Source organism: Streptomyces sp. NPDC001515 (assembly GCF_053597115.1).
The window spans coordinates 22,307-48,326 of record NZ_JBSFHN010000031.1 but is presented as its reverse complement, the minus strand read 5'-3'; the positions used below and the strand labels follow the sequence as shown (position 1 = coordinate 48,326).

22 protein-coding genes, 1 tRNA gene, 2 pseudogenes and 1 riboswitch are annotated in these 26,020 nt (G+C 69.9%); of the genes and pseudogenes, 18 read left to right on the top strand and 7 right to left on the bottom strand.

Features of this window, described 5'->3' with window-relative positions; genetic code table 11:
• Positions 1-63 precede the first annotated feature (63 nt).
• A pseudogene (locus tag ACWCXC_RS28235) lies at positions 64-366 on the top strand (mobilization protein); the annotation flags it as partial.
• A 20-nt stretch (positions 367-386) separates the two neighbouring features.
• On the opposite strand, the gene ACWCXC_RS28230 reads toward ACWCXC_RS28235, so the two are convergent.
• Both ACWCXC_RS28230 and ACWCXC_RS28225 read right to left on the bottom strand, forming a co-directional pair.
• Positions 387-929, bottom strand: a complete 543-nt coding sequence (locus ACWCXC_RS28230) for a flavoprotein (RefSeq protein ID WP_450681803.1) — start codon at positions 927-929, stop codon at positions 387-389.
• Positions 926-2,209: a helix-turn-helix domain-containing protein gene (locus ACWCXC_RS28225; protein ID WP_450681812.1), complete on the bottom strand. Its 1,284-nt coding sequence runs from the start codon at positions 2,207-2,209 to the stop codon at positions 926-928. Before ACWCXC_RS28225 ends, ACWCXC_RS28230 begins: the two co-directional genes overlap by 4 nt.
• 171 nt (positions 2,210-2,380) lie before the next feature.
• Between ACWCXC_RS28225 and ACWCXC_RS28220 the strand changes: the two genes are divergently transcribed.
• From ACWCXC_RS28220 to ACWCXC_RS28190, 7 genes are all read left to right on the top strand, one after another.
• The gene (locus tag ACWCXC_RS28220; RefSeq protein WP_450681804.1) at positions 2,381-2,833 is read left to right on the top strand and encodes an ATP-binding protein; all 453 of its coding nucleotides are present in this window, start codon (positions 2,381-2,383) and stop codon (positions 2,831-2,833) included.
• Positions 2,830-4,149: a UDP-N-acetylglucosamine 1-carboxyvinyltransferase gene (locus tag ACWCXC_RS28215; RefSeq protein ID WP_450681813.1), complete on the top strand. Its 1,320-nt coding sequence runs from the start codon at positions 2,830-2,832 to the stop codon at positions 4,147-4,149. The genes ACWCXC_RS28220 and ACWCXC_RS28215 overlap by 4 nt, the downstream gene beginning before the upstream one ends.
• On the top strand, positions 4,146-5,360 hold the full coding sequence (locus ACWCXC_RS28210) for a metallophosphoesterase (RefSeq protein WP_450890900.1): 1,215 nt from the start codon (positions 4,146-4,148) through the stop codon (positions 5,358-5,360). Before ACWCXC_RS28215 ends, ACWCXC_RS28210 begins: the two co-directional genes overlap by 4 nt.
• A complete protein-coding gene (gene dcd, locus ACWCXC_RS28205; RefSeq protein WP_450890899.1) occupies positions 5,357-5,896 on the top strand; it encodes a dCTP deaminase in 540 nt (179 codons plus the stop codon). Before ACWCXC_RS28210 ends, dcd begins: the two co-directional genes overlap by 4 nt.
• Entirely contained in the window at positions 5,893-6,429 is a 537-nt protein-coding gene (locus tag ACWCXC_RS28200) for a dCTP deaminase (RefSeq protein WP_450681807.1), read from the top strand. Before dcd ends, ACWCXC_RS28200 begins: the two co-directional genes overlap by 4 nt.
• A complete protein-coding gene (locus ACWCXC_RS28195) occupies positions 6,426-7,529 on the top strand; it encodes a glycosyltransferase family 4 protein (RefSeq protein ID WP_450890898.1) in 1,104 nt (367 codons plus the stop codon). Before ACWCXC_RS28200 ends, ACWCXC_RS28195 begins: the two co-directional genes overlap by 4 nt.
• Positions 7,530-7,640: 111 nt before the next feature.
• Complete coding sequence (locus ACWCXC_RS28190; RefSeq protein WP_450890897.1) at positions 7,641-8,684, top strand: serine hydrolase domain-containing protein; 1,044 nt, start codon at positions 7,641-7,643, stop codon at positions 8,682-8,684.
• A 225-nt stretch (positions 8,685-8,909) separates the two neighbouring features.
• On the opposite strand, the gene ACWCXC_RS28185 is transcribed toward ACWCXC_RS28190, so the two are convergent.
• A protein-coding gene (locus ACWCXC_RS28185; protein WP_450890896.1) for an IS3 family transposase occupies positions 8,910-10,090 on the bottom strand; the annotation gives its coding sequence in 2 pieces (ribosomal slippage) (positions 8,910-9,803 and positions 9,806-10,090; 1,179 coding nt in all).
• Positions 10,091-10,131: 41 nt separating this feature from the next.
• On the opposite strand from ACWCXC_RS28185, the gene ACWCXC_RS28180 reads away from it, so the two are divergent.
• The 3 genes and pseudogenes from ACWCXC_RS28180 to ACWCXC_RS28170 all read left to right on the top strand — a co-directional run bounded on the left by ACWCXC_RS28180 (position 10,132) and on the right by ACWCXC_RS28170 (position 12,998).
• On the top strand, positions 10,132-11,277 hold the full coding sequence (locus ACWCXC_RS28180; RefSeq protein ID WP_450890895.1) for a HEPN-associated N-terminal domain-containing protein: 1,146 nt from the start codon (positions 10,132-10,134) through the stop codon (positions 11,275-11,277).
• A 137-nt stretch (positions 11,278-11,414) separates the two neighbouring features.
• A complete protein-coding gene (locus ACWCXC_RS28175) occupies positions 11,415-12,011 on the top strand; it encodes a hypothetical protein (protein ID WP_450685904.1) in 597 nt (198 codons plus the stop codon).
• A gap of 175 nt (positions 12,012-12,186) precedes the next feature.
• A pseudogene (locus tag ACWCXC_RS28170) lies at positions 12,187-12,998 on the top strand (transposase family protein).
• Here ACWCXC_RS28170 and ACWCXC_RS28165 read toward each other — a convergent pair.
• Positions 12,966-13,115 carry a hypothetical protein gene (locus tag ACWCXC_RS28165; RefSeq protein ID WP_450685903.1) on the bottom strand — a complete coding sequence of 50 codons (150 nt, stop codon included), beginning with the start codon at positions 13,113-13,115 and terminating at the stop codon, positions 12,966-12,968. The pseudogene ACWCXC_RS28170 and the gene ACWCXC_RS28165 overlap by 33 nt on opposite strands.
• Before the next feature lie 383 nt (positions 13,116-13,498).
• On the opposite strand from ACWCXC_RS28165, the gene ACWCXC_RS28160 reads away from it, so the two are divergent.
• Positions 13,499-14,209 (top strand): hypothetical protein, encoded by a 711-nt coding sequence (locus ACWCXC_RS28160; protein WP_450890894.1) that lies wholly within the window; start codon positions 13,499-13,501, stop codon positions 14,207-14,209.
• Between the two features lie 559 nt (positions 14,210-14,768).
• Here ACWCXC_RS28160 and ACWCXC_RS28155 read toward each other — a convergent pair.
• Positions 14,769-15,746, bottom strand: coding sequence for an alpha/beta hydrolase (locus ACWCXC_RS28155; RefSeq protein ID WP_450890893.1), 978 nt, complete (start codon positions 15,744-15,746; stop codon positions 14,769-14,771).
• A gap of 238 nt (positions 15,747-15,984) precedes the next feature.
• Between ACWCXC_RS28155 and ACWCXC_RS28150 the strand changes: the two genes are divergently transcribed.
• Together ACWCXC_RS28150 and ACWCXC_RS28145 are read left to right on the top strand one after the other, a co-directional pair.
• Positions 15,985-18,525 (top strand): hypothetical protein, encoded by a 2,541-nt coding sequence (locus ACWCXC_RS28150; RefSeq protein WP_450685900.1) that lies wholly within the window; start codon positions 15,985-15,987, stop codon positions 18,523-18,525.
• A gap of 310 nt (positions 18,526-18,835) precedes the next feature.
• Positions 18,836-20,347 carry an NAD(P)/FAD-dependent oxidoreductase gene (locus tag ACWCXC_RS28145; protein WP_450685224.1) on the top strand — a complete coding sequence of 504 codons (1,512 nt, stop codon included), beginning with the start codon at positions 18,836-18,838 and terminating at the stop codon, positions 20,345-20,347.
• A gap of 63 nt (positions 20,348-20,410) precedes the next feature.
• Here the strand turns inward: ACWCXC_RS28145 and ACWCXC_RS28140 are convergent, their stop codons facing one another.
• Entirely contained in the window at positions 20,411-20,815 is a 405-nt protein-coding gene (locus ACWCXC_RS28140) for an SHOCT domain-containing protein (protein WP_450685225.1), read from the bottom strand.
• 156 nt (positions 20,816-20,971) lie between these two features.
• Positions 20,972-21,415, bottom strand: a complete 444-nt coding sequence (locus tag ACWCXC_RS28135; protein ID WP_450890892.1) for a hypothetical protein — start codon at positions 21,413-21,415, stop codon at positions 20,972-20,974.
• Between the two features lie 444 nt (positions 21,416-21,859).
• Between ACWCXC_RS28135 and ACWCXC_RS28130 the strand changes: the two genes are divergently transcribed.
• From ACWCXC_RS28130 to ACWCXC_RS28115, 4 genes are all read left to right on the top strand, one after another.
• Positions 21,860-21,933 (top strand) — tRNA-Met (locus ACWCXC_RS28130).
• A gap of 189 nt (positions 21,934-22,122) precedes the next feature.
• Positions 22,123-23,325, top strand: coding sequence for a PP2C family protein-serine/threonine phosphatase (locus ACWCXC_RS28125; protein WP_450685227.1), 1,203 nt, complete (start codon positions 22,123-22,125; stop codon positions 23,323-23,325).
• 215 nt (positions 23,326-23,540) lie between these two features.
• Positions 23,541-23,696: riboswitch (cyclic di-AMP (ydaO/yuaA leader) on the top strand.
• A gap of 11 nt (positions 23,697-23,707) precedes the next feature.
• Entirely contained in the window at positions 23,708-24,832 is a 1,125-nt protein-coding gene (locus tag ACWCXC_RS28120) for a M23 family metallopeptidase (protein WP_450685228.1), read from the top strand.
• Between the two features lie 223 nt (positions 24,833-25,055).
• Positions 25,056-26,000, top strand: coding sequence for an aldo/keto reductase (locus ACWCXC_RS28115; protein WP_450685229.1), 945 nt, complete (start codon positions 25,056-25,058; stop codon positions 25,998-26,000).
• Positions 26,001-26,020: the final 20 nt, after the last annotated feature.

Here is a 26,020-nt window from a genome sequence, read left to right as displayed (position 1 = left end):
TCTCCTCGATGAAGTCGGTGTCGGGTGGGTCGATGTGGGCGAGCGGGGAGGGGAGACGGGGCGCACGCCGATCGCATCCTGAACGACCCTGTCTGGGGCGCCCTTGCCGCTGTCCTCGCCGAAGCCGAGACAGCGGGTCACAACCCGGCCACACTCCTCGAACAGGCCCTCGATCAACGCACCCTCGACGACGCCCGCAACCCCGCCCGCGCTCTGACCTGGCGCCTGCACCGCCTCGGCCAACGCCACACACCCAGCCCACGCTCCCAGGCAGCCATGGCCCGCAGCACCGTCCGACGTATACCGCCCCCGACAGGCAGCACGCCGACTGCCGCGCGCTCGTCCTCACACAGTCGCCGGCGTTGACCAGCAGCCCCACATGGCGATCAGCTTCCGGGAAGATCGGCGATCTTGCCCTCCAACAGCTCCAGCGCCTCCTCCCACCGGAAGCGGTCCGCTCCACCTCCCGCCTTCGGCCGGTGCGGCTCGTACGACCCGATCCGTACACCCATCTCGCGGAGCTGGTTCAGGCTCCGGTCGTACGCCGGGTGGGCGGCCATGGCCGTGTTCACGTACGGGAGGACGGCGGTCGGGGTGCCGAGCCCGTATGCCTCGCACAGGATGCCGAGGGCCAGGGTGTCGGCGATGCCGGCCGTCCATTTGTTGATCGTGTTGAAGGTGGCGGGCGCGACGGCGATGGCGTCGGCAGGTGGGAGGGGGCGCGGGTCGCCGGGACTGCGCCAGGCGGAGCGGATCAGGTAGCCGGTCTGGGCCTCGATCGCTTCCGTGTCGAGGAAGCCGAGTCCTTGGGGTGTGGCTACGACCCCGACGCCCCAGCCCTTGTTCTGTGCGGCGGTGATCAGCTTGTGGGCGTCGCCCGCGATACCGGCTGCGCAGACGACGACGTAGATGAAGGGTTGTGTCGTCACGCTGGGGCTCCCAGTCGTCGGCTCAGTCGGTGGAGTTCGGGCAGCGTACGTCGCCGGTCGCGGGCGGCCATGTCGACCACCAGGTCGCGGACTGCGGGGCGGCGTACGTCCTGGGCGGCGCAAGATTCGGCGATACGCAGAGCCTGGTAGCCCTCCGCGAGGCGGCCCTGCTGGCTGTACGCACGGGCCGCTTCGACCCACAGTGCCGCTCGGCGTTCAGGGACGGGGATGTGGCGCCGCATGAGGGGCGCGGCGGTGTTCAGGGCGATGCCCGCGTCACCGAAGGCGACTGCGGCGCTCACGGCGTGAAGCGAGAGGTTGGTGGGGCTGAAGTTCGCCCAGGCGTCGGGCTGGTCAAGCGCGACGTAGCGGGCGACGCTCCGGGCTTCGTCGAGGAACTCGCATGTGGCTGCGCGGTCTCCGGCGGTGCTGGCGGCTGTGACGCCCCGGAGGAGAAGTAGCCCCACGGCGGCCAGGTAGCGAGGGGACCGCTGGTCGTATGCCCCGGCGAGTTGGCCCGCCGTGTGCCGGACGAGGGTGACGGCTTGGGCGGTGTGTTTCTCTCGGGTCAGGACGTGCGCGTGCACGCGGACGCTGGAGGCGAGGACAACGGGGTCGCCGGAGCGCTCGGCTTCGGAGAGGGCGCGGCCGACCGCGAGCCAGGCATTGCCGTGGTCGCCCTGCTTGAGCAGCAGGCTGGTCGACGTCTGATACGCAGTGGCCAGGAGTCCGGACGCTTCGGTCCCGTTGCGGTGCCCAGCCGCAGCCTCCCGCAGGTCGGTGAGCAAAGCGGGCAGGACGGCTTCCAGCTGTGCGTAGTCGCACATGGAGAACAGGCGCCGGGCGGCGGCGACGCGGGACTCCAGAGAGGCTGTGCCCGAGGCTCCTGTCTGAGCGGACGCGATCTCCGGGCCGGGGAGGAGGGCGCGGACGAGGTCGGCGTGGGCAGCCGTGGCAGGCGCGGTGTGGGCCGTGAAGGAGGCGATGCTCCCGGCGAGGAAGGTGCGGCGGCGCATTTCTTCTGTCTCGGGATCGTCGGTCGGTTCTGTGGACGGGCCGGTAGTGCTCAGGCCGAGGAGGCGTAGGGGGATGCCGAGTTCGGCTGCGACTGCACGCAAAACCCGGGTGTCTTCCGTGCCCCGCCCGTTCTCCAGGCGGCTGAGCTTCGACTGGTGGTAGCCCAGGGCGGTGGCAACGTCGGTCTGCGAGCGGCCGGCGCGCTGGCGGGCGTGCTTGATCGCCTCGCCGATCTTCTCGGCTTCGGTCTTCACGTCTGCCATCCATGCCCTTCCGTCCTCACCGAGCATGCCCTCGTGAACGAGCGTAGGCGAGCGGTGCAGGGGCTTCATGCAGCTTCTGCATAGACGATGCAGTACGGGCACAGGTCGTCGCGAACTGCGTTGTGGGCGCGGTTTCTTGGGGTGGTCGCAACCGACTCCTGGAGGCCGCTCGTGGAAGCGCACCAGCTCACCTTTACTCTCCCGCCGACACCGGTTGCCGTGCCCGTGGCGCGGCGCCGGGTGCGGGAGGCCATAGCCGCATGGCCGACGGTGGTCGCGATGCCGGAAGCCGTCCACACGGTCGAGTTGGTCGTCAGCGAACTCGTCACGAACGCGGTCCGTTATGCCGGCCACCAGCCGATCGGCGTCAGGGCTCAGCTCTCCGGCGGGGTTGTGCGGGTGGAGGTCAGCGACGCGAGCCGCACCGCGCCGAAGCCGGCGCTGCCGGACAAGGGCAGCGAGGGCGGACGCGGTCTCTTCCTCGTCGGCGTCCTCGCGGACCGCTTCGGTATGGCACCGACGGACTCCGGCAAGTGCTGCTGGGCCGAAATCGACGCGACGGTTCCACCTTCCGCCGGGGCTGTATCCGCCTCGGCCCCTCCTACGCAGAGGAGCTGCATGTGAATACCTGTGCCCCCGCAGTCACATCCGAGGTCATCGCGATCCGGCCCGGACGGCCGCTCACCGGTGCTGTGCCGGTCGACGGTTCGAAGAATGCCGCGCTCCCGCTCATCGCGGCTGCGGCTGCCCTCCTTCGCCCCGTGCGCCTCGACAACGTGCCTGCCAGCTCCGACGTACGGACTCTGCTCCGCCTGCTGCAGCAGGCGGGCTGGAACGCCGCTCACCCGCTCAGTGAGGGCCCAACCGCCCTTGTCCTCCCTGGCGAGACGGCCGTGGCGCCCGACGATCTGGGTGATGCCGCGTCCAGCATCCGTGCTTCCTACTACCTCGTCCCCGCCCTTCTCGCCCGGTGCGGCCGAGCCCGGCTCCCTTGGCCCGGCGGGTGCCGGATCGGCGACCGTGGCATGGAACAGCACTTCAAGGTGTACGAAGCCTTCGGCGACCGGATCCGCGTGGATGATCGCGGGTACCTGGTCGAAGTCGGCACGGTGGTCCGGGGCACGGTGTCGCTGGTACTGCCGTTCCGCTCACGCGGGGCGACGATCGCCGCGATCCTGCGCGCCGTGGTCGCCGGTACGCCGCTCCGGCTCGGTCAGCCGAACCTCTCCCCGGAGGTCCTCGGCGTACTGAACGCGCTGAAGGCCATCGGCTACGAGTGCCGTGCCGGTGAGCGCGTCCTCACCCTCGTAGCGCCGTCCTCGGTTTCGCAGGACGTACCCGTCTGGAAAGTGCCCGGAGACAAGATCGAGGCCGGGACGCTGGCCTGTGCCGTGGCCGCAACCGGGGGCACCGCCCGGGTTGAGGGTGTCCTCGCCTCCGACATAGCACCGCTGATCACTGCGCTGAACCGGGTGGGCATCCCTACCGCCTACGAAGCCGAGGCGCTCGTCGTGCACGGTCGGGACATCCAGCCGACCGGTCGGCCGTTCCGGGCCATGGCCTCCCTCGCTCCCAACGGCCTCGACGCCGACTTCGAGCCACCGCTCCTCGGCCTCGCGCTGGGATTCCCCGGCACGCACTTCTTCTCTGACCCGATCAACCCGGGCCGCCACAGCAACCTCATCCCTCAGCTCGTCCGCATGGGGGGAGTCATCTCCGAACTGTCCACCACCGAATGCCGGTTCACCGGACCGCAGCGCCTGACGGGTGCCGGGGTGGAGGCGACCGACATCCGTACGGGTTCGGCGCTGATGATCGCCGGGCTCACCGCCCGAGGCGTCACCACGCTCGGCAGAGTCGACCAGATCCGCCGCGGCCACGCCGACCTGCCCGGCAAGCTCCTCGCACTCGGGGCCGACATCTGCGAGGTCACCCCATGACCGCCCCGAGACGCCTCCAGCGCATCATCGCCACCACCGACTTCCACTCGGCGTTCGACGACGCCGCACCGATGCTCGCGCACCTGCACGCCATGAGACACGACAGCCTCGTCATCGACTGCGGGGACTTCTTCGAGGGCACGGGTTACTACCGGCTCGGCCGGGGACAGATCGAGAGGGAGGTCCTCCTCCGTCTCTACGACGCCGTCGTTCCGGGCAATCACGGCTGGAGCCACCACCTCGAACCCGCCCTCCACGACATCAGCGTGTGCGCGAACGTCGTCGGCGACGACACCGGTGAGCCGCTCTTCCACCAGGTCCGCCTGGTGCGCATCGGCACCCGCCGTATCGCCCTCACGGGCGTCATCGGGCCGCAGGCATTCAACGCCATCCCGCCCGACCAGCGAGCCGGCCACCGTGTCGTCGAGCCCGTGCGTGCACTGCGCGAGCTGATGCTGGCCCATCACCACCAGGCGGACTCCTGGGTGGTGCTGAGCCATGCCGGGTTCGACGAGGACCTCAAGCTGGCCGCCGCCTGCCCGTTCCTGGACGTCGTCTTCGCCGGACACTGCCACAGCGGCCGCCCGAAGCCGGTGCCCGTCGGAGACACGCTCGTCCTCAAGGGACGCGAGCTGGCAGCGGGATACGCACTCGCGCAGCCTTTGCACTCCGGCTGGGCGGGTCGACTGGCGGACTTCCCAGCAGCGGACGGGCTCCCGGACGAGCTCACGCCGGTACGAGAAGCCATCGACACTGTCCGCGAGGAGCTGCGCACACCGCTCGGACCGATCCGGCATCCGTACGAGAACCGCCTTCTCGAACGTCGGGCCCTCCTCCAAGACCTCTCCAACCGCCTCCACAGCGGCTTGGGCGCCGAAGCCGTCGTACTCAACGAAACGGCCCTCCGCACGGTCCAGCTCGGGACCACGCTCACCACGGGAACGCTCCTGGCCATCGAGCCCTTCAACAACCAGCTCGTCCACGCCCGCGTGCCCGAGCCCTTCGCCACAGACCCGACGGCCTTCCTCTCTCATCTCGCGGAGAGAGCCGGCCCGATCGTGTTCGCTCCCGAGCCCCTGCCCGACCGCGTGCCGACCGTGCTCACCACCGGCTATCTGGCCGAGACGTACCTCGGAGGCCGTACGCAACAGGCCGGTATCGCCCTCGGCCAAGCCGTGCAGCACACGCTCACCGATGGAGGCTTGCGATGATCCTCACCGGACCTGAGATCGCCCAGGCCGCGACCGACGGCCGCATCCGCATCTCCCCGTTCGAACCGACGCAGATCAACCCCAACAGCTACAACGTCCGTCTCGGCGGGACACTGCTCACGTACGCCGCCGACACACTCGACGCCCACCAGCCGAATCCCACCGTGCCGATCGAGATCGGCGCCGACGGCTACGAACTCCAACCCGGCCAGCTCTACCTCGGCCACACCATCGAAGAGGTCGGCTCCAACACATTCGTGCCGCTGCTCTTCGGCCGTTCCTCGATAGGCCGCCTCGGCCTGTTCGTCGAGATCACCGCACCCATCGGCGACATCGGCTTTCACGGTCAGTGGACGCTCATGCTCTCCCCGATACGACCGTTGCGCGTGTACCCCGGCATGCGAATCGGCCAGATCATGTTCTTCGTGTCCGTCGGCCCGGTGGCGCTCTACTCGGGCAAGTACCAGTCCGCTGCCGGCCCCCAGCCCTCCGCGTACTGGCGCGACCTCGCCGCCTTACGGGCGGTGGCCTCGTGATCCTCACCGGCCCCGCCATCACCGCCGCCAGAGCCTCTGGCGAGATCACCATCGAGCCGTACGAACCGCAGAGGGTGTCCCCCAACGCCTACGACTGGAGCCTCGGCGACACCCTGCGCTTCCACGACGGCTCCTTGGACGCAGCCAAGCCGACCGAGTTCCAGGAAGTGGTGATCCCCGGCACGGGCTACCTGCTTCGGCCGGAGGTCCTCTACCTGGGAACGACGTACGAGCGAACCGGCTCGGAGACGTACGCGCAGTTCCTCAACGGCAACAGAACGATCGGCGCGCTCGGCATCTGGGTGCACGTTTCCGCTCCCCTCGGACACCAGGGCCACGCCATCCGCTGGACCCTGGAGATCCGCGCCAGCCGACCGGTTCGGGTCTACCCACGCATGACCTTCGGAAAGCTGGTCTTCCTCCAGGCCCTCGGCGCTGCGGCCAGCTACCAGGACCACGGCCTCAAATACCGGGCAAGCCAGGGCATCGAAACATCCCGCCTTTACGAGGAAAACCCGGGAGGCCACGCGTGAACCCCACCATCCTCACGGCCCTCGACCTGCCGTTTCCGAGCCCCGGCGGAAGCGTCGAACTCTTTCTGGACCTGTACACCGGCAGCGATCCGCTCCTGCCCGCCCGAGCCTTCATGCTCGCGCCCGAGGGCAGGGGGCCGAGGCCGACAGCACCAGCAGGGCTGGGTCTGGTGGAGGCGCCGGGCAAGTGCCTGACTGGTTATGCCTTCCAGCACTATGTTGCCACCCTCCAGCGGGCGCTGGTCAGGGCGGTAGATCCGGCAGACGTCGGAATCCTGCATCTGCAACACCTCGCATTCGGGGCGACACCAGCGCTGATCCGGGCCTTCCCCCAACACCCCCGAATCGCCTTGGTGCACGGCACCGACCTGATCTTCGCCGAAGCCCACCACGACCAGCTCCAGGTCCTGAGAGCGACCGCCCGCGCCGCCGACGCCATCGTCGTACCCACCAGCGCGATGGCCGATCACCTCCTCAAGCTCGCCCCGCAGACCGAGCGCCGCAAGATCACCCGTATCCCGTGGGGAATCCCCGACCACCACCTCACTCAGCCGCCGACCCGGCCCGTACGCACGGCCAGGGGCCACTTCCGCTTGCTGTACGCGGGTCGACTTACCGCTGAGAAGGGCGTGGAAGCGCTGCTCCGGAGCGTGGCCCCGCTCAAGGGCATCGAACTGTCGATCGCCGCACCCAGCGCTCAATTCCGTGCGCTGGCCCCACAGCTACAGCAGGCGGGAGTGAGGGCCCGCTATCTCGGCTGGCTTCGCCGTCCCCAGCTGTGGAGAACGTTTGCCGAGCACGACCTACTCGTCATGCCTTCCACGACCCTGGAGGCCATGGGCCTGGTCGCCCTCGAAGCCCAAGCCTGTGGACTCCCCGTCCTCTACCAGCCGGTCCCCGGCCTCAACGAAGCCCTCGGTGGCTCCGGTATGACCGCCGACTTCACTCACCCCTCCGTGCTCAGCCGGGATCTTGATCGCTTGCGAACCGAACGTGGACTCCTCGCGGCCCTCAGGCAGGCCGGATACGCCAACGCCGCCCGCTACCCCCTGTCGAAGACCGCCCGAGAGCTGGCCAGCCTCGGCCGCCGGCTCTCCTGAGACCAGCGGGTCGGGCAACGCACCCTGCATCCCAGCGGCACGCCGCTGCCCGTCCCGCACCACTCACTTCACTACGCTGGCCGCCGGGACGCCCACACGATGAGGGAGACCATGCCGTTCCACACCAACCGCATCGAGAACCTGCTGAGCGAAGGCGTGCGCGACAAGGTCTATCCGGGCGCGGTGTGGGCAGTCGGCGACTCCGGCGGAGTCCAGGCGTGCGGTGCCACCGGGGCCGTGGATCCCGATGAACCCGACGTGAGGATGCGGCGGGACACTGTCTTCGACGCCGCCAGCCTGACCAAGATCCTTGCAGTCTGGGCGTCCATCGGCGCGCTGTGGGAGGACAGCGTCCTCGACCTCGACGCCCCGCTCGGCACCTTCTGGGACGAGGTCGCGGGTCATCCCCTCGGCGCCGTAACAGCTCGCCAGCTCCTGACCCATACCGCCGGGCTACCTCTCCGCGCCCAGCTGAAGAACCTCTACGGCACCGACCCCGTCGCCATCCGCCGCGGAGCTCTGCACGAAGCCCTCAACCGGCCCCCCAGGGAGGCCGTCGAGTACACCGACCGGGCCGCCCTCATCCTCGGCTACCTCGCCGAACATCTCTCCGGCCAGTCGCTCGACCAGCTGGCCGAGACGAGGACCTGGCGCCCGCTCGGCATGAACTCCACCCGCTTCGGGCCGCTGCCAGCGGACATCGCGGCCCGGTGTGCCCCCACGGAACTCGACCAGGACACCGACACCCACCTCAAGGGCGTCGCCCACGACTTCTCCGCCCGGCTCCTCGGCGGCGTATGCGGTATCGCCGGCGTCTTCACCGTCCTCGACGACCTGGCCGCCTTCCTGCGCTACATGCTCGCCCCGACCACGGCCCCCGCCGAGGCCGGCTTCGGCGCGGAGTGGAGTGCCTACTCCCTCACGGTGCAGACCGGCGGCCTCCAACCGGAGCGCGGCCTGTTCTGGCACCCTGCCCCTAGCACCAACGACGAGCAGGACGTCTGGGTCCACTACGGCTTCACCGGCACCGGCATGTGGATCTCTCCCGCTGAGGACCGATGGGCTGTACTCCTGACCAACAAGCTCTATTACACCCGCGACCGTCAGCCGCTGACCGACGTCCGCAACGCCTTCTGCGAGCTGGCGTTCACCTAATCCGCAGCCGGGCAGATGCGCGCAGTGACACAGCAAGCCGTCCTGCTCTCGCACGAGTGCGATTTCGACCACTACCGTGTCCCACGTGGGAGCAGATGACGTGGAGCAAGCACAGGCAGACCAGGGCTGGGACTATGGGTATGGGTTTGTCTGCGCCAGGTGCGTCAATGACGAGGCCCTCGCCAGGAAGATGGGACTGCTGCACGAGTAGGTGACAGCGGAGTTTTATGCAGCCAGGGCTGCGGGTGGGGTCATGATGGTCTCGTACTCGATGGGGGTCAATCGGGCCAGGCGTTTCTGACGTCGGCGCCGATGGTAGGTGCGTTCGATCCAGGTGACGATCGCGATTCGCAGTTCCTGACGGGTGGCCCAGGCACGGCGGTCGAGGACGTTCTTCCGCAGCAGCGCGAAGAAGCTCTCCATGGCCGCGTTGTCGCCGGCGGCACCGACTCTGCCCATCGAGCCGATCATGTGATGACGTGCGAGAACGGCGACGAATTTCCGTGAGCGAAATTGCGACCCGCGGTCGGAATGCACGATGCATCCTGCGACCTGGCTGCGGCGGGCGACGGCGGATTCCAGGGCTTTGACGGCGAGGCTGGACTTCATCCGGGCGTCGATGGAGTAGCCCACGATGCGGCCCGAGTAGACGTCCTTGACCGCACACAGATACAGCTTGCCCTCGCCGGTGGCGTGCTCGGTGATGTCTGTCAGCCACAGCCGGTTCGGCCCTGATGCAGTGAAATCTCGCCTCACTCGGTCGTCGTGGACCGGAGGTCCGACCTTGCCGTTCTTGCCCCGGCCTCTGCGCTTACCGAACGCGCTCCACCAGCGGTTGACGCGACAGATCTTCCAGGCGGTCCGCTCGGCCATCGGCTCACCGGCCGCATGGGCCTCGTCGAGGAGAAAGCGGTAGCCGAACTCCGGGTCTTCGCGGTGGGCATCGAACAGCGCGTTCGCCCGGTACGCCTCGGTCAGATCGGCGTCGGTGACGGGCCGGGCCAGCCACCGGTAGTAGGGCTGGCGGGCCAGCCCGAGCACCCGGCACGTCACCGCCACCGGCACCCGGCCAGGGGCAGCGGCGGCGGCCAGCTCGCGGACGAGCGGGTACATCATTTTGACGGCAGGTTCGCCTGCGACAGATACGCCGCAGCCCTCCGCAGAACCTCGTTCTCCTGCTCCAGGAGCCGGATGCGTTTGCGGGCCTCGCGCAGCTCGGCCGACTCACCCGACGCCGGTGCGGGTCCGGCGTCCTGGTCGGTGTCGGCGCGGCGCAGCCACTTCGACAGCGTGATCGGGTGGACGCCGAAGTCGGCGGCGATCTGTTCCAGCGTGACGCCTGGCTCACGGTTGCGTGCGACCCGCACGACGTCCTCGCGGAACTCTTTCGGATACGGCTTGGGCACTGCGACATCCTTCCAGGCCGCCTCTCAGCAAGCCAGGTCAGGTGTCACCTATCCGTGCAGCAGTCCCGATCGAGAGTGACGCAGACGAAGATGAAACCTGCGACTACTGCGCCCGGGCCCCGGCGGCCCCCCTCGACATCCTCCTGGAAGCCTTTTTTGATGGGCTGCACACTGAGTTCTCCTTGGCGGGCGACGAGCTTGCCTACTTTGGAGGCGAATTGGTCCCTACCAGGTACTGGGAGGGCGATGATCTCGTCAACGAGTATGCAGATGCTCTGTTGGGCGAGGACCTGCGAGAGACCGTTCGTGAGGCCGCCCGTCACGACGACGTCTGGGTGGAACGCCACTTCATCGAGCCTCGGCATGACGAAGCACTGCTCGACGGGTGGAGGCGTTTCAGTCACGAGGTGATGTACCGTACCCGCCATGTGTTCTGGCTAGCCCCGCCCAGCCAGACCGAGGCACACCTCGGTGGGGGAGAAATCCCGGCCCCAGCCATCCTTGATGCTCTTGGCGGCCTCATTCCCCAGGTAGACCTCGTCCACGAGATCCCGGCCGGGCACCGCCTGTGGCGCGCACGAACCCATGACGCCGAACAGCACTGGGCGGCATGTGACCTGGGAACCGCGTCGCCAACTCAGGCGCGCCACCCCAACCGTATGAGCCCGGCCGGCATCCCCCTTTTCTACGGAGCCGACAATCCCACCACCGCCATACAGGAAGTCGCCCGCCACGCCGCCGGCACCAACAAGCTCGTCACCTACGCTGCTTTCGAAATCACCCGCGCCTGTCGGGTGATCGACTTCACCCGCCTGGGGCCCATACCGACCATCTTCGACACCGACCGGGCACACCTGCGACGGGCACTGATGTTTCTTCACGAGTTCGTGAACCTTCTCAGCGCCGACGCTGGCGCCGACGAGCACCTCACCTATGTGCCCACGCAGATCGTCACCGAATACCTCCTGCGGGTGTTCAACCCGGAACGGCCCATCCACGGACTCGTCTACTCGTCCGCCACCGGCCGCGATGGCCGGTGTGTTGTTCTCGATATCCCCCAGACTCACTGCCTCGACCCAGGCGGCGCGGAGCCTGACGCGCAAGCCGCCCTACGCCTGGTTTCAGGCACACTGCACGCAAACCAGCCCCTTCCCCGGGCCTCAGCTGCTGAAGAGAGCGTCCAGTAGCGCTGGTGACTCACTCATGCCCGCAGAGAGCTTCTTTCGATACGGGCGGCGGGTCATGGCAGATGGCCAAACCCTATGATCGGCACCACTGATGCAGGCAGGGCAACGCCCCACCTGTCAGATACAAGGTGGGAGCTATGGGAGAGACCTGGGGTGCACTCGCCGTTGCGGTCGTCGGTGTGATCGGCACCCTGGGCGCGGCTCTGCTGACACAGAGCAGAGCGGACCGGCTCAAACGCCATGAACTGGAAGCGACCGCTCGTCAGCAACGCGAAGACCGCGTCCACGCCGAACAGATTCGGCAACAGGAAGCACGCGTTACGGCACGACGCGAACTGATCGACCTGCGCCGAGCCTGCTACATCTCCCTCAACACCACGGCACGGCAGTACCAGACCGCGCAGATCAACCTCATGCATGCCCTACGCGCCCAGGACGCTGCTAGAACGCAGGCTTGCGCCGAGCAGCTCGAGGCGCGGCGTCTGGCCCTTCGCGACAGTTATGCAGAAGCGCAAATGATCGTGCCTGGCGCCGTGCTGGATGACGCCCGAGCGGCAAACCATCAGCTCAACAAGACCTACGGGCTGCAGAAGAGGATGATGGCAGGCGGCCACCCCAGCACCGAGGAACTAAGCGCCCTCGAGATCGAGACGGAACTATCGTGGGTTCTCTTGTCCGACCTCAGGGCCGTCATGCGCCACGACCTTGGCGTAGACGATGCCTCTGAAGAGTAGAGACTTGAGTCTTCCCTGCACGTCTGGTCGCTGAAGGCAACGAAAGCGTCCCTTGCACGGCAGTGAGCCTTTTCCAATCTGAGGGCCAGGCCGATCAGTTCGGCTGACAGACGGGCGAAGCCCCTGGGAGATGGGTCTTCGACCAAGAAGGACCCGTGCCCACCAGAGGTTTCGCATGCCTGTCCACCCGCCCGGGCTGGACGTGTCCAGCCTGCCCTGTGCCTCCTTGCCGATCGTCTGCGGGAACACCGTCGTCGTCTCGGCACCCGACGTCGGCGCCTCAGTGCGGGGCGGCAGGCCCTGCTTGCTCTCGCGCATCTCCGCAATGGTCATCCGTCCGCCCAGCTCGCGGCCGGGTTCGGGATCGGCACCGCCACCCGCCTACCGCTACATCACCGAGGCCGTCGATATCTTGGCCGCACTCGCCCCGACCCTCTCGCCGAAGCTGTCCGGGCGGCGTCGACGAAGGCGTTCGTCCTGCGGGACGGCACGCTCCTGCCGATCGACCGCATCGCCGCCGATCGGCCGTTCTGCTCGGGCAAACAGAAGAGACACGGGGTGAACGTGCAGGTGCTCGCCGATCTGGTCGGCTGGCTGCTGTGGGCGTTCCCCGTCATGCTCGGGGCCGTCCATGACGTCCGTGCAGCCCGCGAGCACGGCGTCATCGATGCTCTCGCAGGCGCCAGCACCGTCTGCTGGGCCGACAAGGGCTACCAAGGAGCCGGAGGTACGGTCCGTGTTCCCTACCACGGCAGGTGGGACACGCTGTCAGCAGGCCAGCAGGCCGTCAACCGGTCCCACACGAAGACCCGGGTCCTGGTCGAGCAGGCCGTTGCCACCCTCAAGTCCTGGCGGCTCCTCCGCAAGCTCCGCTGCTCGACCACCGGCATCACGAGCCTTGTCCGGGCTGTCCTCACCCTGCATCTGGCCAGCTCAGACCGACGATGGAAAGGCTCAGTGGCGACGCAAGAAGTGATCAGCGAATAGGCCGAACGCCAGGGCGACTGCGGCAGCCGTGCCGATCGCGGGATTTCGGTAGGTGATGTAGCCGGCGGCTGCAACCAGGGTGAAGACAAACGCGGTGCGCAGATCGATGCCTTCCAAGATGTCCTCTTCTCATTTGCGGCTGGGCCTCAGCCGCCGGAGTTGGCGTCTCGGGTTGAGCGCCTTGGGCCACCTTCAATCCAGGCTCCGGCTGTCCGAACGGTCAGCCATAGATCGCCACGGAGGCGTACGGTCTGCCATGCTGCGAGGAAGGTCCTGGACGGTTCCGGACACGAGGGGGATGTGTGGGACGACCGGGTGAGCTGAAGCGACCGCTTCTTGGTGCCGGGCCGCTGAGGGAGCTCAACGAGGCTCTGCACGCACTGCACTTGGATGCCGGGCTGCCGTCGCTGTCCTCGATGCACAGGGATGCAGGCAAGAGGATCAGTCGGAGCAGTCTGCACGACGCTATGACGGGAACGGCTCGGCCTCCGTGGGAGACCGTGGACGCCCTCGTCGAGATCCTGGCCACCCGCTCACCGCGCACTTCGCCAGAGCGGGAGGTCGACAGGTTTCACCGGCTATGGGTAGACGCTGCCCGCTCTGTTATTGCATCCGGTCTGATGGAGACAGCGCATGACGATGGTGCAGGTGCTGATTCGAGCGCTGCGCACTGGATCATCGTCTCCGACGTCGTCGGCTTCAGCGGGGTATCAGATTGGGCGCAAGTGGGCTTGCGCCAAAGGCACTATGCCTATACTCAGGAAGCACTGGACTTCGCGGGCCTCAGTGATGCCGCTCAGATTGCTGATCGTGGGGACGGTCTCTTCATTCTTCATCCCATCGAGCGGGCAACGCTGGGTGCTGTGCTTGGGTTCTTGCTGCATGTGCAGAGACTTGCGGCCGGTCAATCCCTCGGTGAGACGAGACTGAGGATGCGGCTCACGGTCTCTCAGGGCGCCCTCTTCGTCTCGCCGAACCAGGGCTGGTACGGCGCAGACCTGAACACTGCCACGAGGCTGCTGGACGCTGCACCGCTTCGACACGCCACGGGAGACCCCACTGTCTGTCTCGCTGTAGCCATGGCTGAGCAACTCTATGACAGCCTCCAGACCCTTGAGCCTCAAGGGTTCCGACCAGAGTTCCGCCGGGTACACGCGACTACGAAGGTCGGTGAAACTCCCATGTGGATCTACACCTCGGGAAGTGTGTAGCTGCCGCGCAAGGCCGGACTGCCGTCGTAGCACTCGAGACCCGTCGACCGGACCCCAAATTCGGTGACTGGCAAGCCCACCATCGGGGCGGCACTCGCCAAGTACCCATGCCTGCTGCGCCGTTTCCAACCTGACGGGTGGTTGGGCGCGTGTCCGGATCTCTTCGTTCCGGTGAAAGTCTTGCGAGGTGACGGCCCTCGCAAGGGCGGTCCGGAGAACTCAAATGAGCCGCTGCCTGTCGGCGGTCACAAGGGACCGGTTGCGTCAGGCCGAAGCCCAGGTCAGCGGCGTCGGAGGTGCGTGAGCGATGCGTGAGCGGACGTTCCGGCATGGCCCGGTTCCACTCGGACCGCGCGGGACCGGACAGCCCGTCCGGCCAGTCCGTTTCGGACAAAGCAACACCGGCCGGCACCAACTCACTTGGCTCTGACCAGGACTTTTAATCCGTTGGTTGTGGGTTCGAGTCCCACACGGCCTACGCGACGCAGGGTGGGGGTATCCCCTGTGACCTGCGGTGGAGCGCCCCGACCGGTGTCGACCGGGCGGGGCGCTCCGTCGTTCAGTTCTCGTGGAGCGCCTTGGTGAGGGCGTCGATCGCCAGATGGCGGGCGACGTTCGCGGCGCGGGTGTCGCGGAGGCTGTCCAGGAGCAGGAAGTCGTGGACCATGCCGGCGACCCGGACCGAGGTGACGTCGACACCGGCCTCGCGCAGCTTGTTCGCGTACATCTCGCCCTCGTCGCGCAGGACGTCCGCCTCGTCGGTGATGACGAGCGTCGTCGGCAGCCCCTTGAGCTGGTCGAGGGTCGAGCGGAGCGGGGAGGCGTAGTGCTGCTTCCGCTCGTCGGGATCGGTGGTGTACGCGTCCCAGAACCACTTCATGCCGTCGCGGGTGAGGTAGTAGCCCTCGGCGAACTGGTGGTACGACGGGGTGTCGAAGTCGGCGTTCGTCACCGGGTACAGCAGGACCTGGGCCTTGAGGTCGATGCCGTCCTCGCGCTCCTTGTTCATGAGCGCGAACACCGCGGACATGCACCCGCCGACGGATTCGCCGGTCACCGCGACGCGCGAGGCGTCGAGACCGTGGTCGGCGCCGTGCTTGCGGACCCACTGGCCCACGGCGTAGTTCTGCTCCACCTGGGTGGGGTACTTCGCCTCCGGCGCCCGGTCGTACACCGGGAAGACCCCTGCGGCGCCCGCCCCGACGACCAGTTCGCGGAAGAGCCGGTCGTGCGTCTTGTCGTCGCCGAAGACCCAGCCGGCGCCGTGGATGTAGACGACGACCGGCAGCGGCCCCGTGGCGCCCTTGGGGCGGATGACACGGGTGCGGACCGTGCCCCACTCACCGGCGTCGACGTCCACCCACTCCTCGTCGACCTCCGGACGGGGCACGCCCTCGCCGCTCTGCAGGCCCGCGAGGATGTCGCGGCCCTGCGCGGGCGGTACCTCGTAGATCCGGGGGTGCGGGTCGGTCGCCTCGGCGAGTTCTCGCGCGGCGCGTTCCAGATAGGGCGTGACGGGCGGGGGCTGCTGCGTCATGAGCACTCCAGTGCGTGTGGGCGCCCCGGAACGGGGCGCGGATCCCCCCGTTTCGTCTCTCCCCGTTCCATGATTCCCGTGACCGGGGACGCCGCAAGCCGACGGCGCCGGCGCCCCGTACGCCCGTGGCCGTCCGCCCGTCCCGCGGTGCCACGCCGGTGAACGGACCAATGGGGGAGCCGGCGCCCCTCAGCTCCTTCTAATGAGGTCTCCGTATCTGCGTATCAGAGGAGTGCTCATGCGGTCGCTGAGGAGAGGGTCCGTCCTGCGGGGCCCGCGCTCCGGGAGAGTCCGGGCTGTCGGCCGGGTGCTGGCCGGTGTGGTGGCCGTGGCCGCCTCGCTGGGGGCGGCGCCCGCGACGGTCCCGCCCCCGGAACCCGGCAGTTCCGTCGTCACGGTGAAAACGGGGGGCGACCGTACGGGTGATTCCGTGGTCGGGCCGCTCGCGGGGGTACGGCTGGCGCTGTACGCCTCGCAGGACGCCACCGAGCCCCTGGACGCCGCGTGGGCCCGCTGCACCTCGGACGCGGACGGCGACTGCAACTTCACCGTCCCGGACACCGGTGACGGGGGAGCCAACGAGAACGCCCGCTACTACGTCGGCCAGCCCGAGGACGGTGTGCCGCCCGGCTGGTTCACCAACACCTCCCTGCGGACCGGCGCGGGAAGCGGTTCGGGCTCCGTCCGCTCCCCGTACCGGTTCCTCACCCCGGCCCTGGAGGAGGGGCAGACCTACTCCTCCACCAGCGACTTCATGTTCAGCACCGACTACGCGGCCAACCCCTACGTCGCCTCGGGCGGTATCTGGCAGCAGTCGCGCGTGAACCCCGGGCTGCCCGAGACCTGCGGTCTGGACGTCGCGCTCGTGCTGGACCTCTCGGCGTCCGTGGGAAGCGCGTTGCCCGATCTGAAGGCGGCCGCGAACGGCTTCACCGACGCGCTGGCCCAAACCCCGTCCCGGATGGCGCTCTTCTCCTTCGACCGGGGTTCGCCCAGCACGGGGACCGCCAACCACCCCGAGCTGATGCCCGTCTCGACCCAGGCCGGTGCCGACGCCTTCAAGTCCCTGTACGCCGACTGGACCCTGGGTTCGGGCACCAACTGGGACCAGGGGCTGTACGCGGTGGCCAAGGCCGAGCCGCACTACGACGCGGTCGTCGTGCTCACCGACGGCAACCCGACCTACTGGAACAACCCGCGCCGCGGGGACGGCTCGCACACCCACTTCGCCGACGTCGAGGGCGGCATCTTCGCCGCCAACGCGGTCAAGGCGGAGGGTTCCCGGGTCGTCGCGGTCGGCGTCGGCCGGGGTGTGGAGGGGATCTCGGGGCTGAACCTCCGGGCCATCTCCGGTACGGAGGCGTTCGACGGGACGAATCCGCTCACCGCGGACTACTACCAGACCGCCGACTTCGCGGGTGCCGGACAGGCCCTGACCGAACTCGCGCTCAGCAACTGCGCGGGGACCCTCTCCGTCGTCAAGCAGATCGTGCCCGAGGACACCACCGGTGAGGACGTCACCGGGGCCGTTCCGGCGGGCCCGGGCTGGGAGTTCGGCGCCGCGACCACGACGCCCGGCATCGGCGGACTGCCCGACGCCAAGGAGACCACCGCCGACGGCACCGGCGCCGTCTCCTTCGAACCCACCTATCCGGCCGGTACGGACTCCGCCGCCATCGATGTGACGGAGACCCAGAGACCGGGCTACGAGGTGGTGACCCAGGGCGGCCGCAACGCCGTCTGCACCGATCTCGACACCGGCGAACCGGTGGAGGTCACCAACGGCGGCACGCCCGGCGCCCCCGCCTTCGGGGTGGACGTCCCCCGGCTCTCCGCGATCAGCTGCACCATGTACAACCGGCCCCTGGCGGAGCCGGAGGCAGAGGTCACCGTCCACAAGGAATGGAGCATCGACGGGACGACGTACCCCCACGACGAGCGTCCGGACGGCTTCGACGCGGACCTCACCCTGACCGGTCCGGGCACCGCCGCCGCGACGCCCCAGGAGTGGGACGAGCCCCGGGGCGGCTACGCGGTCGGCGACACCACGACGATCGCCGAGACCACGACCGTGCCCGACACGTGCACCGTGGACGGCAGCCGCGTCGTCGAGGCCAACGGCAGCCCCGTGGACGCGGCCCTGCCGTACGCGGCCCAGCTCACGGAACCCGAGAACACCTTCACCGTACGCAACACCGTGACCTGCCAGGACGAGGACCAGGCCCGCCTGACCCTGGTCAAGCGCGTCGTCAACCACCACGGCGGGACCGCGGTCCCCGGCGACTGGACCCTGAGCGCGGACGGACCCGAGGACCTCTCCGGTACGAGCGGCAGCGAGGAGGTCACCGGGGTGGAGGTCCCGTCCGGCACCTACACCCTGGGCGAGTCCGGCGGGCCCGAGGGCTACCTGCCGTCCGGCTGGACGTGCACGGGGTCCGGGGGCGAGGACGTACCCGTCACCGACGACCGGGTGACGCTCTCCGCCGGGGACGACGTCACCTGCACCCTCACCAACAAGGACCGGGGCGGCTCCCCGTCCCCCTCGCCGTCTCCCTCCCCGCACCCCTCGCCCACCTGGCCGGGTCCGCACCCCACTCCGCCTCCCGGCGGCGGTGACCACGGAGGCGGTCACGGCGGCGGCCACGGAGGCGGGGGCGGGGAGCTCGGCCACACCGGCGCGGACGGCAAGGGCCCGCTCGCGCTGACCGCGCTGGGCTGCGTCCTCCTCGGCAGCGCCGTTCTCCTCGCCACGGCCCGGCGTCGCCGTCGGCGTCACTGACGAGCGGGCCCGCGCGAACGCGGCGAACGGCCCCGCCCCGGACGGAAGAGCGTCCGGGGCGGGGCCGTTCGCCGTGTCAGGGCCCGCCCCGGCGTCCGGCCCGGCGCCGTCGGCCTGCCCCGGGCCCGCTCCGCACGCTCCGGCGCCCCGCACGCGGGCGGGGCCGCCGCCCGCCCGACGGCGGATTCCCCGACGGCGCGGGGGCGTTCGACCCGGGCCCGCCCCGGGCAGAGTGCGGGGGGAGGACGGGGAGCGGCGCGCGGAACCGTGCGGCGGAGGCCGCGGGGCCCCAGGGGAGAGGGAGGGCGGCATGACGGGCGTCGTCGTCATCGGCGGAGGCATCGGCGGTCTCGCCACCGCGCTCTTCCTCGGGCGGCGGGGCCACCGGGTCACCGTCCTGGAGCGGGAGGGCCGCCGGCCGGGGCGGGATCTCGACGCGGAGTTCTTCGGGCGGCGGCGTCCGGGGGTGCCGCAGGCGGTCCAGCCGCACGGGCTGCTGGCGCCCGTGCGCAGGGTGCTGCGGGCGGAGGCGCCGGACGTGTACGAGGCGATGCTGCGGCTGGGCGCACGGGAGTACAACGAGCTGGACTGGTTCGCGGAGCGCCCGCCCGTACGGCCCGGGGACCACGACCTCGTGACCGTGCGGGCCCGCCGGATCGTGCTGGAGACCGCGCTGCACGACGCCGTCGACCGCGAACCGTCCGTCGAGGTGCGGCGCGCGGAACCCGCCGCAGGGCTCGTCCTCGCGGAGCAGCGGGGCGGGGCCGTCCCCCGGGTGACGGGCGCGCGCTCCCCGGCCGCGCGGTACGACGCCGAACTCGTCGTGGACGCGGGGGGCCGGAGGTCGCCGGTGCCGGGCTGGCTGGCCGGGGCGGGGTGCCGGGACGCGGTCGTGGAGAGCCACCGGACGGGGATCGCCTACTTCTCCCGCTGGTACCGGCTGCGCCCGGACGGGCCGCAGGGCCCGGGGCGAGTGAAGCCGGGTTCGGTGGCGGACTTCGCGGTCGGCGGGGTGTTCCCCTCGGACAACGGCACCTTCGCGGTGCTGCTGACGGTGTCCACCGCCGACCCGGTCCGGGGCGCCCTGCGCGATCCGGAGGTCTTCGAGCGCGCGGCCCGGACGTTTCCGGCCGTCGCCGCCTGGCTCGCCCTGCGGCCGGAACCGCTCTCCGGGGTGCTCGCGATGGGCGGTCTCGACAACCGCTGGACCGGGCTCTGCGACGCGGCCGGGCCCGTGGTCACCGGGCTGGTCGGCGTCGGCGACTCCGTCACGCACACCAACCCGACCCTGGGCCAGGGGGTGGCGCTGGCCCTGTGGGCGGCCCGATGGACCGCCCGGCACGCGGCCGGCGCCGCCGAGGACCCGGCGCGCTTCGCCGCCGCCCACCACCGCTGGGCCGTACGGACGCTGCGGCCGTGGTTCGACGTCCAGGTGGCCGTGGACCGTGCCAACGACATCCGGCTCCGGTCGTCGGCCGCCGCGCGGTCCCCGGAGCCCGCCGGCCCGTCGGGAGCCCCGCTCCGGTCCCTGACCACCGCGCCGTCCGCGGAGCCCTCCGCTCCCACGGCCCGTGAACAAGCTGCCCGTTCCGCCTGCTCCTGGGAGGACCCGGTCGTGATGCGGGCCCGTGCCCGCGTCCGCCATCTCGTCGAGAGCGCCGACCGGGCCTACGGCACCGAGGAGGTGCGGGAGCACGTCGCCCGGTGGCTGGCGGAGCGTCCGGACTTCGTCCCCGCGCTCGACGGGCCCGCCCGCGAGGTCTGGGAGGCGGCCGTCCGGGGGGAGGCGACGGGGGCGGCGCCGCCCCCGTATCCGGACTGAGGGCGACGGCCCACGGCGACGGCGCCGGTCCTCGGGGAGGGCCGGCGCCGTCGTGTCGTGCGGTCAGGCCAGGAGCTTGGTCTTGGCGCGCTGGTACTCGTCCTCCGAGATCGCGCCCTTGGCCTTGAGCTCCGCCAGCTTGGACAGATCGTCGACGTGTCCGCCGCCGCGCTGCGCGTCCGAGGTGCCGGCCGCGTCCCGTACGTACGCCTTGAACGCGGCCTCGCGGTCCTTCGCGTCCTTCATGTCGCGCTGCCCCATGGACTTGCCCCGGGCGATCACGTAGATCAGCACACCCAGATACGGCAGCACCAGGGCCAGGATCAGCCAGCCCGCCTTGGCCCAGCCACCGAGGTCGTCACTGCGGAAGATGTCCATGATGACCCGGAACAGCAGGAACAGCCACATGATCCAGAGGAAGAACCAGAGCATGGTCCAGAACAGGTTGAGCAGGGGGTAGTCGTCCATCGTCCACTCCTGGCGCAGCGTCGAAATGGCTGAAACTGAAATCAGTCATATCACCGCATAAAGCCCCTCGCCCGTTGGTGTGGTCCCCCCTCCGCCATGCGGGGGAGCAAGGGGGGCCGGACGAGGGGCGACGCGGCGCGGCGCGCGGCGCGGCGGCTACTTCTCCGGTACGGAAGCGGCCTCTGCGGCCTTCACCGGCTCCTCGGCCTCCGCGGCCTTCTCCGTGCGGGCGGCCTTCTCCGTGTCGGCGGACGCCTTCGGCTCGGGGGACGCCTCGGGCTCGGCGGCGGGCGCGGACGGAGAAGCCGCCGGGACGGTCGCCGGAGCGGCGGTCACGGCCTGCGCCGCCGTCTTCTTGCTGTGGGTCATGATGCCGATGAAGCCGGCGATGAAGCCGCTGATCAGGCCGGATATCGCGTGGTTGACCGCGTTGACCGACTCGCTTCCCGGGAGGCCGATCGCGAAGTAGTTCACGACCGCGCTCATCACCGCGCCCATGACCCCGCCGATGAGTCCGCCCGTGGCGGCGGCACGTACGGGGGAGGAGGCCGGGGCGGCCGGGGAAGCGGGGGCGTGATCAGAGGTGAGCGGTGCGGTCATCGTCGAGGGCCCTCCAGACGGGTTGCGATGAGAGGCCGGGAGAGGCGTTCGGGCGCGATGACATGCGCGTTCGGCGGCCTGCTCGCACGGGCAGCCCACCGGACCGGGGGATGCAGCAGTTACCTTGCGGCAGAACACGTGTTCCTTGCAACACCTTCTCAGTTTCACCACCTTGACGATCCGACGGGAAAACGGTCCCCGCTGGGCCTGGAAGGAGGCCCGCATTCCGCCCGCCAAGGCCGGGTGGCGGACCGCGTGTTCGTGCGGAGCCGTGCCTACTCCCGCTGGTCCAAGGGGTGTTGGGGCTCCTGGGGTGTGTGAGGGGTGTGTGCTTCTGGGTGTGTGGTGAGGGGGTTGGTGCGGGGGTGTGCAGTGGTACGGAGGGGGCGAACGGGGCGAGTGGTCATCGGCGCCCCGGGGATGCCGTAGAGTGGTGTTCACCGACGCGGGGTGGAGCAGCTCGGTAGCTCGCTGGGCTCATAACCCAGAGGTCGCAGGTTCAAATCCTGTCCCCGCTACTGAAACATCAGGCCCGGCACGCGCACAGCGTGCCGGGCCTGATGCGTGTACGGAGCCCGGACGACCGCGCTCCTTTCCCCCATTTGCCGACGAGGACTCGCCCCGCGCCCCCGCTCGGGGAAGCCTGGAGGCTGCGGTGGCGCGGCACCGGCCGCGGCCGTGGCGGCACCGGGCAGGAGGCCAGACAGGTGGGGACGCGGGAGCAGCGGCGGGCCGGGCCGGCCGGAGGCGTGGCGGCCCGCCGGTTCGTCCGCGCGCTTCCCGCGCTGATGATCGTCGGTGGTGTGCTGTTCGACGGGCTGACCCCGCCCCGGTACACCGCGATCCCGCTGTTCGCCGCCGCTCCGCTGGTCGCCGCCCCGTTCTTCTCGCGGGCCGGCACCATTCGGACGGGCGCCGCCGCGATGCTGGCCCTGCTCCTCCTGCGGATCCCGCACGGCGACCTGCCCGGCCCGGTGAACGTCATCGAACTGCTCACCGTCCTCACCGTCTCCGTCCTCGCCGTCCTGATCAACGGAGTCGTCCGGCGGAGCAACGAGCAGCTGGCCTCCGCCCGGGTCATCGCGGAGACCGCCATGCGGGCGGTGGTGCCGATCCCGGCCGAGAGCGTCGGGGGGCTGCGGGTCGCCGCGCGGTACGAGGCGGCGCAGGCGGACGCGTACGTCGGCGGCGACCTGTTCTCGGTGACCGACACCCCGCACGGGGTGCGGCTGCTGGTCGGAGACGTGCGGGGCAAGGGGCTGGACGCGGTCGGCGCGGTGGCGGTGGCCATCGGCTGCTTCCGGGAGGCGGCCGAGCGGGAGGACGACCTGGCGGGGGTGGCGGTGCGGCTGGAGCGGGCGCTGGCCCGGGAGTCGGAGATACGCGGGGGCCTCGACGCCTCCGAGGGGTTCATCACCGCCGTCCTCGCCGAGATCCCGAAGGGGGAGGGCCGGGTGCGCATCGTCAACCGGGGCCACCCCGAGCCGCTGCTGCTGCGTGCCGACGGGGCACTGGAGGTGCTGACGCCCTCGGTGCCCGCGCTGCCCCTCGGACTGGACCTGGGGGCGTGGCCGGACCCGACCGACGTGTGGGAGCTGCCCGCCGGCGCGACCCTCCTCTTCTATACGGACGGTCTCTCCGAGGCCCGTGACCGCGCGGGGGTCTTCTACGACCCCGCCGCCCGGTTGCGGGGCCGGATCTTCCCGGGCCCCGAGGAGCTGCTGACGGCGCTGACGGAGGACGTGCGCCTGCACACGGGCGGGGAGGCGACGGACGACCTGGCGCTTCTCGCCGTCGCCCGGCCCGCCGAGGGGCAGCCCGACCGGCGTAGGACGGTGCGGATCGTCGGCAGGGGAGGCGGCGGGCAGGGAGGCGGCGGCCGGGGTCACGCGCGGGGCGACGGACCGTAACCGAGAGACCCCACTCCGCATAACATTTGACGCACAGTCAGAATCCGAAGGGTCGTCGAGGGGCGATGAACTCGCCCGATTCCACCCGGTTGTGTCCCGTAAAGTCCAGGCCAAGGACGGGAACGATCAAGGGGAACAGCTTGGAATCGAGCCCGTCTGTCTATTAACGTTCGATAACGCAGCGCGGTTGTCCAGGCCGTCGTCAGTGGCGGCACCGTGCGCGAGCGCCGAATTCCGCAAGGGAACCGGGGAACCACCTACATGGGGTGAATCGGGCATCTCTGTCTCGTCCGTCGAGGCGGAGGAACCCGTAGGAGACCTTCCTGCTCCGAACCCGTCAGCTAACCCGGTAGGCGAGAAGGAAGGAAAGGAGTGCGCCTCCGTGGCGTCCAACAAGCCTGCCCCCGAACCCTCTTCCCGGTTCGGGTACGACTACGGCAACGACTTCGCGCCCGAGCGCGGGACCGATCGGGTCGATGCCTACGCGGCCGACTTCCGCGCCGAGGAGGCCGGGTCCGAGCGGGCTTGGGAGGAGTGGAACCCCACCGAGGAGTCCGTCCGTCCCGTACGCGGCAGGCACCGCGTCGCCAAGCAGCGCAATGGTCTGGCCCGCAGCTCCACCGTCCTCGGTGTCGGTGTCATCGCGGCCGTCGGAGCGGGTGGCATGGCCACCGCCCAGAGCAAGCCGCCGGTCTCCATTTCTCTTCCCGATTCGATCGCGGACAATCTTCCGGCCGCGAAGTCGCTGCCCGGGGTGGGCGCGCTCTTCTCGTCCGACAAGGCCGAATCCCCCGAGGAGAGGGCCGAGGCGGCCATCGCCGCCGCCCCGCTGACCTCCGCGGGTGTGACCACCGCCGAGGCCGAGCAGGGCACCACCGATGCCGGTGAGGCGCTGCGCGCCCGCATCCTCCAGCAGGCCGAACAGCAGCAGGACGCCGCCGCCGCCGAGGCGAAGGCCGCCGAGGAGAAGGCCGCGGCCGAGAAGGCGGCGGCCGAGGCGAAGAAGAAGCAGGACGCCGCCGAGGCCCGGCTCGCCGCCGAGAAGAAGAAGGCGGCCGAGGAGGCGGCGAAGAAGGCGGAGGCCCTGCGGCTGGCCAAGCTCGCCGCGAGCTACGCCATCCCGACCTCCTCGTACACGATCACCTCGACCTACGGCGAGGCCGGTTCGATGTGGTCCTCCGGCTACCACACCGGCCTCGACTTCGCCGCCCCGACGGGAACCCCGATCAAGGCCATCCACACCGGCACCATCACGTCGGCCGGCTGGTCCGGGTCCTACGGCTACCGCACCGTCCTGGAGCTGGAGGACGGCACGGAGCTGTGGTTCTGCCACCAGTCGTCCATCGGCGTCAGCGTCGGCCAGAAGGTCACCACCGGGGACGTCATCGGCAACGTCGGCGCGACCGGCAACGTGACCGGCCCGCACCTCCACCTAGAGGTCCACACCGCGGACGGCACCGGCGTCGACCCCATGGCCTGGCTGAACGCCCGCGGCCTGACCGTCTGACACCTTCCCCGAGGCGTACGGCGAAACCCCGGCAGCCCTGACGCTGACCCCCCGACGTCAGGGCTGCCGGTCTGTCCGCAGAGCCGTGCCCGTACGCCCGCCCGCAGACCTGTGCCCGCACACCCGCCCCTACGCACTCCGGCCGGGCAGGGGCGTGCCCGTCGGCGGGTCTTTGTGTACCGGGCACGGAATAGCGGCCCGGGTGCGGCGGGTTGTTCTCCCCATGACTTCTCTTCGCCCCCTCGGCACCTCCGGTCTCCAGGTCTTCCCGCTCTCCCTCGGCGGCAACGTCTTCGGCTGGACGGCCGACGAGACGCAGTCCTTCGCCGTCCTCGACGCCTACACGGCGGGCGGCGGCAACTTCATCGACACCGCCGACGCCTACTCGTCCTGGATCCCCGGCAACGTGGGCGGCGAGTCGGAGACCATCATCGGCAAGTGGCTCGCCGCGCGCGGCAACCGCGCGGATGTGGTCGTGGCGACGAAGGTCGGCGCCCACCCCGACTACAAAGGCCTCTCCGCCGCCACCATCAAGGCCGGTGCCGAGGAGTCGTTGCGCCGGCTCGGCACCGACCACATCGACCTCTACTACACGCACTTCGACGACGAGACCGTCCCGGTCGAGGAGATCATCACCGCGCTCGACCAGTTGGTGAAGGAGGGCAAGGTCCGCGAGATCGCCGCCTCCAACATCAGCCCGGAACGGCTGCGCGCCTCGCTGGAGTTCTCCGAGCGCGAGGGACTCGCCCGCTACGTGGCCCTCCAGCCGCACTACAACCTCGTCTCCCGCGACACCTACGAGGGCGAACTCCAGGAGACCGCCGCCCGCGCCGGGCTCGCTGCCGTCCCGTACTTCGCCCTCGCCGCCGGATTCCTCACCGGCAAGTACCGCCCGGGGGCGACCGTCGACAGCGCCCGCGCCGGCAGTGCCTCCGCGCACCTGGAGTCCGAGCGCGGACAGAAGGTGCTTGCCGCACTGGACGCCGTGGCGACCGAACGCGAGGCGGAGATCGCCACCGTGGCCCTGGCCTGGCTGGCCGCCCGCCCCACCGTCGCCGCGCCCATCGCCTCGGCCCGCACCGTCGAGCAGCTTCCCGCCCTGCTCGCCGTCGCCGACCTCCACCTGACGGACGCGGAACTGTCCCGCCTCACCGAGGCATCCGCCTGACCGCACGCCTCACCGACGCC

Coding starts and splice junctions, on each gene's coding strand:
- ACWCXC_RS28225 (WP_450681812.1), bottom strand. CDS start 2,209: ATGGCAGACGTGAAGACCGAAGCCGAGAAGATCGGCGAGGCGATCAAG.
- ACWCXC_RS28210 (WP_450890900.1), top strand. CDS start 4,146: ATGACCGCCCCGAGACGCCTCCAGCGCATCATCGCCACCACCGACTTC.
- dcd (WP_450890899.1), top strand. CDS start 5,357: ATGATCCTCACCGGACCTGAGATCGCCCAGGCCGCGACCGACGGCCGC.
- ACWCXC_RS28190 (WP_450890897.1), top strand. CDS start 7,641: ATGCCGTTCCACACCAACCGCATCGAGAACCTGCTGAGCGAAGGCGTG.
- ACWCXC_RS28175 (WP_450685904.1), top strand. CDS start 11,415: ATGGGAGAGACCTGGGGTGCACTCGCCGTTGCGGTCGTCGGTGTGATC.
- ACWCXC_RS28155 (WP_450890893.1), bottom strand. CDS start 15,746: ATGACGCAGCAGCCCCCGCCCGTCACGCCCTATCTGGAACGCGCCGCG.
- ACWCXC_RS28150 (WP_450685900.1), top strand. CDS start 15,985: ATGCGGTCGCTGAGGAGAGGGTCCGTCCTGCGGGGCCCGCGCTCCGGG.
- ACWCXC_RS28145 (WP_450685224.1), top strand. CDS start 18,836: ATGACGGGCGTCGTCGTCATCGGCGGAGGCATCGGCGGTCTCGCCACC.
- ACWCXC_RS28140 (WP_450685225.1), bottom strand. CDS start 20,815: ATGGACGACTACCCCCTGCTCAACCTGTTCTGGACCATGCTCTGGTTC.
- ACWCXC_RS28135 (WP_450890892.1), bottom strand. CDS start 21,415: ATGACCGCACCGCTCACCTCTGATCACGCCCCCGCTTCCCCGGCCGCC.
- ACWCXC_RS28115 (WP_450685229.1), top strand. CDS start 25,056: ATGACTTCTCTTCGCCCCCTCGGCACCTCCGGTCTCCAGGTCTTCCCG.